9 protein-coding genes are annotated in these 12,657 nt (G+C 45.9%); 3 read left to right on the top strand and 6 right to left on the bottom strand.

Translation table 11 applies throughout. The features are described from left to right. Nucleotides 1–444 precede the first annotated feature (444 nt). The 4 genes from BIW15_RS20810 to zntR form a co-directional block, all read right to left on the bottom strand. Nucleotides 445–2,580: a lysine decarboxylase CadA gene (locus tag BIW15_RS20810; RefSeq protein ID WP_005451159.1), complete on the bottom strand. Its 2,136-nt coding sequence runs from the start codon at nt 2,578–2,580 to the stop codon at nt 445–447. Nucleotides 2,581–2,696: 116 nt separating this feature from the next. Next, nucleotides 2,697–4,040: a cadaverine/lysine antiporter gene (gene cadB / locus BIW15_RS20805; RefSeq protein WP_005383654.1), complete on the bottom strand. Its 1,344-nt coding sequence runs from the start codon at nt 4,038–4,040 to the stop codon at nt 2,697–2,699. Nucleotides 4,041–4,708: 668 nt separating this feature from the next. Beyond that, entirely contained in the window at nt 4,709–6,277 is a 1,569-nt protein-coding gene (cadC, locus tag BIW15_RS20790; protein ID WP_005481778.1) for a lysine decarboxylation/transport transcriptional activator CadC, read from the bottom strand. 165 nt (nt 6,278–6,442) lie between these two features. Next, complete coding sequence (gene zntR / locus BIW15_RS20785) at nt 6,443–6,841, bottom strand: Zn(2+)-responsive transcriptional regulator (protein ID WP_005456436.1); 399 nt, start codon at nt 6,839–6,841, stop codon at nt 6,443–6,445. 265 nt (nt 6,842–7,106) lie between these two features. Between zntR and purH the strand changes: the two genes are divergently transcribed. Then, entirely contained in the window at nt 7,107–8,699 is a 1,593-nt protein-coding gene (gene purH, locus BIW15_RS20775; RefSeq protein WP_053816233.1) for a bifunctional phosphoribosylaminoimidazolecarboxamide formyltransferase/IMP cyclohydrolase, read from the top strand. 154 nt (nt 8,700–8,853) lie between these two features. Further along, the gene (purD, locus tag BIW15_RS20770) at nt 8,854–10,143 is read left to right on the top strand and encodes a phosphoribosylamine--glycine ligase (RefSeq protein ID WP_005456447.1); all 1,290 of its coding nucleotides are present in this window, start codon (nt 8,854–8,856) and stop codon (nt 10,141–10,143) included. 88 nt (nt 10,144–10,231) lie between these two features. Here the strand turns inward: purD and BIW15_RS20765 are convergent, their stop codons facing one another. Both BIW15_RS20765 and hupA read right to left on the bottom strand, forming a co-directional pair. Continuing rightward, a complete protein-coding gene (locus BIW15_RS20765; RefSeq protein ID WP_179115322.1) occupies nt 10,232–10,930 on the bottom strand; it encodes a DUF1481 domain-containing protein in 699 nt (232 codons plus the stop codon). Nucleotides 10,931–10,969: 39 nt separating this feature from the next. Then, a complete protein-coding gene (hupA, locus tag BIW15_RS20760; protein WP_005433627.1) occupies nt 10,970–11,242 on the bottom strand; it encodes a nucleoid-associated protein HU-alpha in 273 nt (90 codons plus the stop codon). 253 nt (nt 11,243–11,495) lie between these two features. Here hupA and BIW15_RS20755 point away from each other — a divergent pair, with 253 nt between their 5' ends. Beyond that, complete coding sequence (locus BIW15_RS20755; RefSeq protein WP_005456452.1) at nt 11,496–12,623, top strand: CNNM domain-containing protein; 1,128 nt, start codon at nt 11,496–11,498, stop codon at nt 12,621–12,623. Nucleotides 12,624–12,657: the final 34 nt, after the last annotated feature.

The following is a 12,657-nucleotide window of genomic DNA, read 5'->3' as shown; positions in this document are numbered from 1 at the left end:
TGCAAAAAAACTTTCAACCGAACAAATAGCAATCACTTTGTGTATATACCAAGCGATCTTGGCTATTTTCTCTCATTTAAAAGGATCTTTCCTCAAGAAAAAGGGAGTTTCCACCTGAATTACGATCTTCAAATTTGATGCAATTGAAGCAAATGATCTTCGCTCAACGCGCTTTTTCTCTTCGTCCTGCTGTATAAAAGATAAAAAAAGAGCAGAACGATGACGAACTGCTCTTTGGTCTTTGCTTTTTACTTGGGGTACTTCAGGTGAAGTCTTGGAAATTGCTTCTTCTATATAGAAGAAAAGATCAGAGCATCCTTGCCCTTCTCTTTTACGACAGATTAGCTAGGGGTATATCTAAATGTCGTGGTTGTTCGATGACACATTGAGCTCGTAAGAGTGGAGCATGCTTGCATTCCCAATGGCGTCATCTTCGAGAGGAACTTAGTTCTTCAATACTTTTACGGTGTAGCTACCATCTTTTTGTTGGTACAGACCGTGGATGTCGGTTTCGAAACCAGGGTAATGCGCACCGATCTCACAAAGCATCTCGAGGAAGTCCAGCACAGGGCGAGACTCTTGAGTCACCATTTCACCAGGAAGTACTAGTGGCACACCTGGAGGGTAAGGAAGGATCATGTTCGCACTTACGCGACCAACCATTTCTTCCAGTTTGATTTCTTCTACGTTACCGCGAAGCTCTTCTTGCCATGCTGCGTGTGGTGTTACTTTCATTTCTGGAAGAACATCGAACGCTTTGTACATTAGCTCTGGTAGGTTGTATTTCTTAGTTAGGTCATGAATTGCTTGTGCCAATTCTTGAACGCGCATGCCTTCATAGAAGCTTGGGTCTTCGTTATATAGTGAAGGTAGGAAGCTCTTGATGGTTAGGTTCAAGTCGTAGCCACGTTTAAATTCAGTCAGACCGCGTAGTAATTGCATTGCTTTTGATTTGTCGATACCGATTGAGAATAGGAACAACAAGTTGTATGGGCCTGTTTTCTCAACCACGATGCCGCGCTCGTCTAGGAATTTAGCCACTAGCGAAGCAGGAATACCTGATTCTTCTAGTTCGCCTTCTTTATTCATCCCCGGAGTCAGTAGCGTGACTTTGATTGGGTCAAGATACATGTGGTTGTCATCCATGTTCTTGAAGCCGTGCCATGTATCGCTAGGGTCTAGTTTCCAACATTCTGTGGTATCGATGTTTTCTGGTTGCCATACATCGAAGAACCAGCTGTCACTTTCTGCTTCTAGGCGTTTGATCTCTTTACGGAAGCGAATTGCGCGATCGATAGAGTCTTGCATCAACTTCTTACCAGTGTTGCCGCGCATCATTGCCGCTGCTGTTTCAGTAGAAGCAACAATGCCGTACTGAGGTGAAGTTGAAGTGTGCATCATGAATGCTTCGTTGAAAGATTCTTTATCAAAGTCGCCTTTCACGTGAATCATTGAAGCTTGTGAGAACGCAGCCAACAGTTTGTGTGTTGATTGTGTTTCGTAGAACACTTTGCCTGGCATCGCTTCACCACTCATACCACATTTACCTTCGTAAATTGGGTTGAAGTTAGTGTAAGGCACCCAAGCACTGTCGAAGTGAATGTGTTTACAATCTAGCGACTCTTTGATGAATTGTGTGTTGTACAACAAGCCATCGTAAGTTGAGTTAGTCACTACTGCGTAAGTTGGTGCTGTTGCACCTGGTGTTTTCGCCACTTTTTCTGCGATTACATCGCGGCTGAATTCACTTTGTGGAATACCACCAAGGATGCCGTATGCGTTACGAGTTGGGCGGAAGTAGATTGGTGTCACGTCGCTCATCATCATTAGGTGAGTCAGAGATTTGTGACAGTTACGGTCAATCAGTACTGTGCTGCCCGCAGGCGCTGAGTACATACCAACGATTTTGTTCGATGTAGACGTACCGTTAGTTACGATGTAAGAGCTGTCTGCATTGAATGTGCGTGCGATGTATTCTTCTGCATCTTTATGTGGACCTGAGTGGTCTAGTAGAGAACCTAGCTCAGGCATTGAGATTGATACGTCCGCTTTAAATGTGTTTGGACCGTAAAAATCGTAGAAGATGCTACCAGCAGGGCTTTTCTGGAATGCAGTACCGCCCATGTGACCTGGAGTACAGAAGGTGTATTTACCTTCTTCTACGTATTTGAATAGCGCTTTAGTGAATGGAGGCATGATGGCATCTTTGTATGCCTCGGTCGCTTGGTTGATTTTGATAGCGATGTCGTCAGCCATACCTAAAGCGTACTCGAAGAAGCTCACGTTCAGACGTAGGTCTGTTAGTGAAATATCGAGAGTAGACTGTTCGTTAGCAAATGCGTGAACAGGTAGTTTTTCGTTGATTTGGCTAATACGTTCACATAGCTCTAGTGAGTATTTATCCCAGTCGAACAGCACACCACAAATGCGTGGGTTCATCTCAATCATTTTGATCAAGTCTTTATCATCTACTGGGTAAACCACTTCGTAGCCCGCTTTCTCAAGAGCAGCGTGAAGTTGACGAACTGGCTCTTCTTTAAAGAACACACCCATGTGGTTCAAGATAGCGAATATATTCATTTGGACATCTCCAAGGCGAATGAGGGCGCTCTTTGCCATTTACAGGCAATGAGTAAGGTGAGCGCCGAGTGAATTTGTTTTTTATTGGCTGGCACCGAAGCGCCAGCGTTTGGGGATTAGTTGCTTGCTTGAGCAGGCATGTCGTCAGCGTGTAGCTTCATGTACTGAGCTAAGCCGGCTTTTTTGCTGTAGAACATCAAGATAACGAGAGACACGATGAAGGTTGCTGTTAGCGTACCGCCTTCTGCACCAGCAAGGGCAATGAAGCAGAACAGACAAGCTACACCAGAGAACAGCATTACGAAGCCGTTGCGTGTTGTCATACCTTCGAAGCGAATCAAGTTAATGCTTGAGTAGAAGTAAGGCAGCATAGTTAGTAGAACTGCATCAGTCGTTAGCTGGTTGAACAAGTCTGATGCATGTGCTGTTTTAGAGCTGAAGAACATCAGTACAACCATTAATGCTGTCATCTTGATTGACGCAAGGATTAGACCTTTCTTAGGCACACCGTTTTTGTCAGTTTCGCCGTAGATTTTAGGGAAGTTGCCATCGCTTGCTGCACGTTTACCAGCTTCGCCCACCAGCATCATCCAAGAACCTAGCGAAGTAAAACATGCTAGTGCAGTGAATGCTGATACGAATGGTGCAGTCCAGCTACCGAATAGCTCAGTGGTAGCCAATGCAAATGGCGCACCTGATGCCGCAACTTCAGAAGCAGGGAACATGCCGCTGATCATTTGAGTTGATAGGATGTAAATCACACCTGCGATACCAGTACCCAGCATGGTTGCTAGCGGTACAGTACGTTTAGGGTTTTCTACCATACCTGTCGATACTGCTGCTGATTCCACACCAACGAATGACCATAGACAGATAAGAACCGCAGTCACAATCGCATGGCTGTCAGTGCCCGCAGATACGTTCCAGTTTTGGCTGTATAGCGCAGTGTCGAAGTGCGTCCAACCAAATAGAGCGGTACCAACAACTGGAATTAGGATTAGAACAAGACCAAGCGTACATAGACGGCTTACCCAGCTACCACCAAGTAGGTTGACGAAAGTGAAGATCCATACCGATGCAATCGTCGCAATACCCGCTGGGATTGGGTCATTAAGCACAGGGAAGAATACTGAAAGGTAAGAAACACCTGTAATAGCAATAGCTAGGTTACCAATCCAGTTCGCGTGGTAATAAAGCACGCCCGTTTGGAAACCAAAGACTGGGGAAACTTCGCCCGCATAAGCGATAGGACCACCTTCTTGAGGGTTTTTGGTTGCCAGACGAGCGTAAACAAACGCAAGGCTCAGTGCACCGATCAAACAGATCAGCCAGCTGAAAATTGAAACAGAGCCTACTGAAGCTAGGCTGGAAGGTAACAGTGCAATACCACTACCCATCATGTTACCGGCGACTACACCCGTACAGGCAATTAGGCCGATTTTTTTCGTATTCGATGACATAACATCTCCAAATCTATTCTACTCAAGTCAACGTGACTCAAACTGAACGGTTATTAGCGAGATGCTATGAAGTAGATACCTGCTCGACCTCGCTAAATTTCGAAGTGAAGACTACGCCCAAAAATCGGGAAAAAAATAAACTTGGCGTTATCAATAAAATGATTAGTTAATCAACATCAAGTTGAGATAAACATGATAAACACAAAAATATAAAACCATATTATTCATGCAGTTATAAGAAAAACATCAAACCTTCTACCGATAGATAAACTCTCATCAACTCGTCGGTAATCGCGATAAAAGTTATCAACCTCTATCAACTTCCCCATCCCGAAGGGTTAATTCCCTGAACTGTTGATTCCATAAATCTCTCCCTGATCGCGCTTTTTGACCCACATCAATATTCATCTCGCCTGCAAGAAAGCATCAGAATCATTCTCGCCACATAACTCAGCCAGACACTCCATACAATCAATAGAGATAGAGATAGAGATAGAGATAGAGATAGAGATAGAGATAGAGATAGAGAAGCAAACCGGATATGTTTTCCCGTTGCAAGCTTGCGTTGTTAGCTCCTTCGTACGTCATTGCCCCACCCTTTTCACTTTTCGACAGCGACAAAAAAGCCCCTCACCGAAATGAGGGGCTAGTATTTGAGTCCGAGAAAATTAAAGCATTCGAACGACAGAAGGGTGAACGGCGCGATACATGGCGTAATCAATCGCCTTCATGTTACTTGGGAAGACCAAGTTTTCGCACAGCAGGTACGTCTCAACCGACGTATCAATATAGAAAGCTTCGCTGTAAGACTCACTGGCCAAATCCAGATCACCATCCAATTCAGCATGCTTACCACGAATCACATAAGACAGCACCGAATCTCGTAACCTCAATGCTTGCCCAAGATGCTGCTTGGCTGAAGCCATGTCACCTGCGATGGTTTCGTGTAAGGCCAAAGCTTCATAAATTCGAGGTTGAATTGGCCCAACCATCATTTTCACGTTGGTTTCCAGCGCATCGCTGAGTTGTTGCACTCGCCCTTTCTTTAGTTCGAGAGACGAATCGAGCACTTTCTGCACGTGGTAAGCAATCAGTAATTCAGCTTGAACATAAGCATTATCTGGCTCGATTTCTAAAATATTTTCCATCAAATCGATGCCTTGGCGAAACTGCTTGGCATCAGAGACATTAAGATAATGGTTAGCTTGCACAAACAATTCCAAGGCATCGGGATTCATGGGCATTCCCGCCACCAGCATCGTAGATTTTAATTTGGCATCCGGCACTTTCAGCACTTGCATCAAATCCAACGACGCTTGTTGAAGCACTGTCTTTAAATGGCTACTGGTTAACGCGTATTGACGACTAAACAACACTTTTTCAGATGAGTTATTGCGATATTCCACCTCTAAAAAGCTGCCACCGTCATTTTCACGAACTCGTACCACAACGGATTTACCAGGCACAATGCCAGAAGTAAACGACGCCTTCTTTAGCATGACTCGGTAATCACTGACTTGAGCAATGTCGGACATCAACTTTTGTGCAAACCCGTCTGCCAAGTCATAGCTTAACCCTTCGCTCGTAAAGTTATCTTGAAACTTGAATTCGATAAGGTGAGTATCGATGGCTTGGGTAATACGCACTTCCGATTGCTTGTAGGTAAACACGCCCATCACCACGACCAAAACACTGATCCAGATGAAGTTCATCAGTCCCAAACGCCACGGGCTGATTTTATTTTTTTTCTGAGGGGCCTTTTTCTCTTTCGACATCTCGCAGACCGCACGAGTCAGAGGGCCGGCAGGAAAAGTAACGGCAGGTGCGATAGGCAGAGTCTCTTCTTCTGGTTCTTCAACCAAAGGGGCGTTCTCTTCCTCTTCACTTTGGCGACTTGCGACAAACTCTTCATGCGTCATCGGAGTCACGTTCGCTACCAGCTTGTAGCCACGTTTCGGCACTGTAATGACGTAACTGGTATTTTCTTCCCGACCGTCACGCAGCAATTTACGCAACTCAAAAATGGACTGAGTCACCACTTGATCGGTCACAATCGCTCCAGCCCAAACGTACTGGATCAATTCCTCGCGATTGAACACCTCATTTGCATGCTCAGCTAAGAAGTGCAAAAGATTAATTAAGCGCGGCTCAACAGTAACTTCCCTATCTTGTCGATACAGCTTATTTTCATCAACGCTTAAAACCCAGTCATTGATTTGAAAATAGACTCCAACCATGTATGAAAACTCTCGTATCTACCAGACAGCTATCGCTGTAGGAATGATGGAACTTCACATTCGCACAGTCGACCAAAAGCGAGATTATAGGTGGGAAAACGGCGTGCACCTAGAAAAGCAAGCCGCCAAAAATGCAAACTTAAGTTAAGTGATGCAAAAATGAGACTACTCAAGTGCTGCAAGAATAGAACAATGACTGGCATCATCGTTTGTATGGCCACAGCACGCATCATTAATCTTCTTCAAAGCACGGCGAATTTTCGTCAGTTCATTAATCTTCTCGTCGATCAGCTCTAACTTGGCAGAAGTAATGGCTTTTACCTCTGCACAACTGTGTTCTGTCGCCTCTAACTTAATTTCTAATAGATCTTTTATCTCATCCAAGCTCAACCCTAGCTCTTTCGCTTTTAAGATGAAGCGCACCTGCTTTTGATTCTCTTCATTATAAAGTCGGTAGCCTGATTCGCTTCGCCCTGCGGGTTTTATCAACGCATTTTTCTCATAAAAACGCAGTGTATCTGAAGTCACACCACAGCGTTTTGCCAACTCACCTATCTGAAACATAACTTTCCTTATTAACTATCTCGTTACTTTTAAAGCTAAAGAACGACTTTTTTGCAATTATTTTTGAGATGCCAAACGATTGCGCGAGCTTTTTTGTAATAAATTGGTTAGAATACGCGCCATCAAATGTGGAGACTGTTTTCTAAACATGAAAACACCTGCAAAGGTCTTTACCAAAACTGGCCAATATTTTACCCCAAGAGGTAAAAACAAGTTCATTTTTGGCAAACATCTTTAACTCCGTGAATTTGAGGAAAATGGAAGCATGAATAACGCTCGTCCTATTCGCCGTGCGCTTATCAGCGTATCAGACAAAACAGGTATTGTTGAGTTTGCACAAGCTCTTGCTGAGCGCGGTGTCGATATCCTATCTACTGGTGGTACAGCACGCCTACTTGCCGAACAAGGCATCGCAGTAACAGAAGTCTCTGACTACACAGGTTTCCCAGAAATGATGGACGGCCGCGTTAAAACGCTTCACCCGAAAGTTCACGGTGGTGTGCTTGGTCGTCGTGGTCAAGATGATGAAGTGATGGCAAAACATGGCATCAATCCAATCGACATGGTCGTTGTTAACCTATACCCATTTGCAGAAACCGTTGCCAAAGAAGGCTGTACTCTTGCTGACGCAGTAGAAAACATCGATATTGGCGGTCCTACCATGGTTCGCTCAGCAGCGAAGAACCACAAAGACGTAACTATCGTTGTAAACGCTTCAGACTACGACCGCGTAATCGCAGAGATGGACGCAAACGACAAGTCCCTAACTCTAGAAACGCGTTTCGACCTTGCTATTGCAGCATTCGAGCATACTGCGGCTTACGATGGCATGATCGCAAACTACTTCGGCACCATGGTTCCATCTTACGGTGAGAACAAAGAAGGTGATGAAGAGAGTAAATTCCCTCGCACCTTTAACCAACAATTCGAGAAAAAACAAGACATGCGCTACGGTGAGAACAGCCACCAAGCGGCTGCATTCTATGTTGAGGCCAACCCACAAGAAGCGTCTGTTTCTACTGCTCGCCAAATCCAAGGTAAAGCCCTTTCTTACAACAACATCGCAGACACGGACGCCGCACTTGAATGTGTGAAAGAGTTTAATGAGCCAGCATGTGTAATCGTAAAACACGCCAACCCATGTGGCGTCGCGCTAGGTAAAGACATCCTAGAAGCGTACAACCGCGCTTACCAAACAGACCCAACATCAGCGTTCGGCGGCATCATCGCATTCAACCAAGAGCTAGATGCTGAAACAGCAACCGCTATTGTTGAGCGTCAATTCGTTGAAGTAATCATTGCTCCTTCTGTTTCTGCTGAAGCGATTGAAGTCGTTGCGGCGAAGAAGAACGTACGTCTACTAGAGTGTGGCGAGTGGTCAACGAAGACAACGGGCTTTGACGTGAAACGCGTCAACGGTGGTCTACTGGTTCAAGATCGCGACCAAGGCATGGTAAGCCTAGACGACCTTAAAGTGGTTTCTAAGCGTCAACCGACAGAAGAAGAGCTTAAAGATGCGCTGTTCTGCTGGAAAGTAGCGAAATACGTGAAATCTAACGCGATCGTTTACGCGAAAGGCGACATGACTATCGGTGTGGGCGCAGGCCAAATGAGCCGCGTTTACTCAGCAAAAATTGCCGGCATCAAAGCTGCAGACGAAGGCTTAGAAGTTGCCGGTAGCGTAATGGCATCTGACGCTTTCTTCCCATTCCGCGACGGTATCGATGCCGCAGCAGAAGCCGGCATTAAGTGCGTAATTCAGCCAGGTGGCTCTATGCGTGACGACGAAGTTATCGCAGCAGCAGATGAGCACGGCATGGCGATGATCTTCACGGGTATGCGCCACTTCCGCCACTAATTTCCTCATCGTATTTGGCACTGTGGCGTCGTTAACTGCTTTTGCCCACCCCAGTTACGTAGCTGGCTATGTTTCCGGGATGGGCTCAATTGTTGCCTAGCCACATCATCAACTACTTTGAGTAAACAGTATTTATAAGATTAAGGATTTTCATATGCGAGTTTTAATCATTGGTTCAGGCGGTCGTGAACATGCGCTAGGCTGGAAAGCAGCGCAAAACCCAAATGTTGAGACTATTTTCATTGCTCCAGGCAACGCAGGTACGGCACTAGAGCCAAAACTAGAGAACGTAAACATCGATGTAGAAGACATCGCTGGCCTTGTTGCTTTCGCCAAAGAGAAGGCGATTGAACTGACTATCGTTGGCCCAGAAGCACCATTGGTTATTGGTGTGGTTGATGCGTTCCGCGAAGCGGGCTTACCAATCTTTGGCCCTACCCAAGCCGCAGCGCAGCTTGAAGGCTCTAAAGCGTTTACTAAAGACTTCCTTGCTCGTCACCAAATCCCAACCGGTGCTTACGCAAACTTCACAGAAATTGAACCAGCGCTTGCTTACGTGCGTGAGCAAGGTGCACCAATCGTGGTGAAAGCAGACGGTCTTGCTGCTGGTAAAGGCGTAATCGTTGCGATGACGCTAGAAGAAGCAGAAGACGCAATCAAAGACATGCTAGCGGGCAACGCATTTGGCGATGCAGGCAGCCGCGTGGTTATCGAAGAGTTCTTAGATGGTGAAGAAGCAAGCTTCATCGTAATGGTCGATGGTGAGAACGTTCTGCCAATGGCCACCAGCCAAGACCACAAACGTGTCGGTGATAAAGACACGGGTCCGAACACAGGGGGCATGGGCGCTTACTCTCCAGCTCCTGTGGTCACACCCGAAATTCACAATCGCATCATGGAAGAAGTCATTTACCCAACGGTACGTGGCATGGCATCTGAGGGGAACCCATACACAGGTTTCCTATACGCGGGTCTGATGATCGACAAAGATGGCACTCCGAAAGTGATCGAGTACAACTGCCGCTTCGGTGATCCAGAGACACAACCAATCATGATGCGTATGGAATCGGATCTTGTAGATCTATGCTTAGCAGCAATCGACGAGAAGCTTGATCAAGTGGAATCTAAATGGGATCCACGCGCATCTATCGGTATCGTGCTAGCAGCCGGTGGCTACCCAGCAGCGTACAACAAAGGTGACGTGATCTCTGGCCTGCCTCAAGTTGAAATTGAAGGCGAGAAAGTCTTCCACGCGGGTACAGACAATCAAGATGGCGACATCGTGACAAATGGTGGTCGCGTATTGTGTGCAACTGCATTGGGCAACAGCGTATCAGAAGCACAGCAACGCGCGTACGAGCTAGCAAAACAGATCAGTTGGGATGGTATGTTCCATCGTAATGACATCGGCTACCGTGCTATCGCTCGCGAGCAAGAAAAATAATAACAACTTCAGTTGGCTAAAAAGACAAAAGGCGCATTCAGCGCCTTTTTTATTGTTCTTTCGCATCCAGCGTAAAAACGTAGAAGCCTTACTCAGAGATAAACTTTGGTCGTGATACACAATCAAAGTCGTCATCATTGAGCATCAAGAGGCTGTCTACCACCACTTCATTACGAGATTCTTTACCAACAAAGGCAATGTAGCTATCGACCGATGATAAACGGTCGATAACAAATTTCGGCAGGGTTTGGTTGAACTCTAGCGTCGAGAACTCTTTCCCTTTGCAGGTTTCAAATGCTTGACCATTCCAATAGCCTTGTACGAGGTTCTGCCCGTTGCGAGACTGCTCTTTGATGGCAACAACGACATCATTAGCTTCAGCTTTGTATCGATCAAGTTGCTCGCGCTGCAACGGCAAGACTTTGCGATTTACGCGATATTGCTGATAAATCGCTTCACCATCTTTATTAAAGCGGATGTGGATTTGAAAAGGCACCAGTCTTTGCTTGGCATCGATTTGCTCACCTTTTCGAATCAACTCACGCAACTCGCCTTCATCCCAACGGTAATCACTTTTATACCAGCCATGATCACCCATCGTGACGTAATCTGCCGCGGTACTGACTCGAGTTAATCGCTCAGTCATCCAATACAAACTACTGGTGTCACCTGCGGTTTTTCCGCCAGAAAAGTGGGTAAATTGTTCTAGATTAGGCGTTTCAACAGAAGAACAGCCAATAAGAAAAAGGCTAGATAGGAGGAGTGAAGTGAGTAGATGTTTTTTCATGAAATTGCACCGAGGCAGGATACCTCGGTGCATTCTAACTTAGTTTACTGATTCTTTCAGCGCTTTACCTGCTACGAATGCAGGTACGTTAGCTGCTGCGATTTGAATCTCGTCACCAGTCTTAGGGTTGCGACCAGTACGTGCAGCGCGGTGGTTTACTTTGAATGTACCAAAACCAATTAGTTGAACTTGGTCACCCTCTTTAAGTGCACCAGTTACACCTTCAAGAGTCGCTTCAAGAGCAGCTTTAGCTTGTGCTTTTGATAGGTCTGCTTTCTCTGCGATAAAGTCGATTAATTGGGTCTTGTTCATTAGGTTTCCCTTCTCATATGTTATCGAATTCGTCTCACTCTAAAGCATAAATGCCCCATCTGGCAAAGGTTTGTAAGCGATCTTTCGATTTTCTGACGTACTTTTAGCCATAATATGAGTAATAACTCACAATTTGTTACCACATGCGGTCTGAAAGCCCTTGCTTTCCTACGTATTTGGACCAATTAATAAGGCACTTTTGCGGTTATAATCACTGCAAATAACAACTATCAGACTACTTTCAAGGGCAACTATGCTGCTGTTATCCATTTATATCTCTATTGCTATCGGCATTTCGTTTATCTGTTCGGTACTGGAGGCGGTACTACTGAGTATCAGTCCGAGCTACATTGCGCAGCTCAATCAACAGGGGCATCCTGCTGCTGAGCAGCTATCTAAACTCAAGTCCGACATCGACCGCCCATTAGCGTCGATTCTGACTCTAAACACTATTGCTCACACTATCGGTGCAGCAACAGCAGGTGCACAGGCGGCCGTCGTATTCGGCAGCGAAGCACTTGGCATCTTCTCTGCTGTTCTCACACTGGCGATCTTGGTTCTCTCTGAAATCGTACCGAAAACCATCGGTGCAACGTACTGGCGTCAGCTTGCACCAGCAGCGGCGGTATCGCTACGTTGGATGGTATGGGCGCTAACGCCATTTGTATGGTTTTCAGAGCAAATCACCAAGCGTTTGGCTCGTAACCACGAAGCACCAAAAATGCGTGATGAACTTTCTGCGATGGCGATTTTGGCACGCGAAAGTGGTGAGTTTGCAGAAGGCGAATCTAAAATCTTAAGCAACCTGCTAGGGATTCAAGATGTGCCTGTCACACAAGTCATGACACCTCGCCCTGTTGTCTTCCGCGTTGACGCAACGATGACCATTAATGAGTTTCTGGACAAACACAAAGACACACCGTTCTCACGTCCGCTGGTATACAGCGAGCAGAAAGACAACATCATCGGCTTTGTGCATCGTCTAGAACTGTTTAAGATGCAGCAATCAGGCAGTGGTCAGAAACAACTCGGTGCGGTCATGCGTCCAATCCAAGTGGTTCTGAACAATACAGCGCTACCAAAAGTATTCGATCAAATGATGACGCACCGCCTACAACTGGCACTTGTGGTCGACGAATACGGCACTGTGCTTGGCCTTGTCACACTTGAAGACATCTTTGAGCACTTAGTTGGTGAAGAAATCATCGACGAAGCCGACAAGAGCACCGACATGCAAGAACTGGCCTACCAACGCTGGGAAAGCTGGAAAGAAATGCACGGTGTAATCGAAAGCCGCGATGACGACGACGAAGAGTTAGAAAAACAAAACGTTGAGCCAGAAACACAAGAGCCAACAAAACCAGACTCAAAAGAATCGTAACCACGTTTCCAACAAAAAAGGCATCCCACGGGAT

The sequence above is a fragment of the Vibrio sp. SALL6 genome (assembly GCF_002002385.1).
GTDB lineage: Bacteria > Pseudomonadota > Gammaproteobacteria > Enterobacterales > Vibrionaceae > Vibrio > Vibrio parahaemolyticus.
Note: the sequence above shows the minus strand (reverse complement) of the source record. Positions and strands in the feature narration are given on the sequence as shown.

Bases quoted from the DNA above. Each gene is read 5' to 3' on its own strand.
- zntR (WP_005456436.1), bottom strand. From the start codon at position 6,841: ATGTTTCAGATAGGTGAGTTGGCAAAACGCTGTGGTGTGACTTCAGAT.
- cadB (WP_005383654.1), bottom strand. From the start codon at position 4,040: ATGTCATCGAATACGAAAAAAATCGGCCTAATTGCCTGTACGGGTGTA.
- cadC (WP_005481778.1), bottom strand. From the start codon at position 6,277: ATGGTTGGAGTCTATTTTCAAATCAATGACTGGGTTTTAAGCGTTGAT.
- BIW15_RS20765 (WP_179115322.1), bottom strand. From the start codon at position 10,930: ATGAAAAAACATCTACTCACTTCACTCCTCCTATCTAGCCTTTTTCTT.
- BIW15_RS20755 (WP_005456452.1), top strand. From the start codon at position 11,496: ATGCTGCTGTTATCCATTTATATCTCTATTGCTATCGGCATTTCGTTT.
- hupA (WP_005433627.1), bottom strand. From the start codon at position 11,242: ATGAACAAGACCCAATTAATCGACTTTATCGCAGAGAAAGCAGACCTA.
- purH (WP_053816233.1), top strand. From the start codon at position 7,107: ATGAATAACGCTCGTCCTATTCGCCGTGCGCTTATCAGCGTATCAGAC.
- purD (WP_005456447.1), top strand. From the start codon at position 8,854: ATGCGAGTTTTAATCATTGGTTCAGGCGGTCGTGAACATGCGCTAGGC.
- BIW15_RS20810 (WP_005451159.1), bottom strand. From the start codon at position 2,580: ATGAATATATTCGCTATCTTGAACCACATGGGTGTGTTCTTTAAAGAA.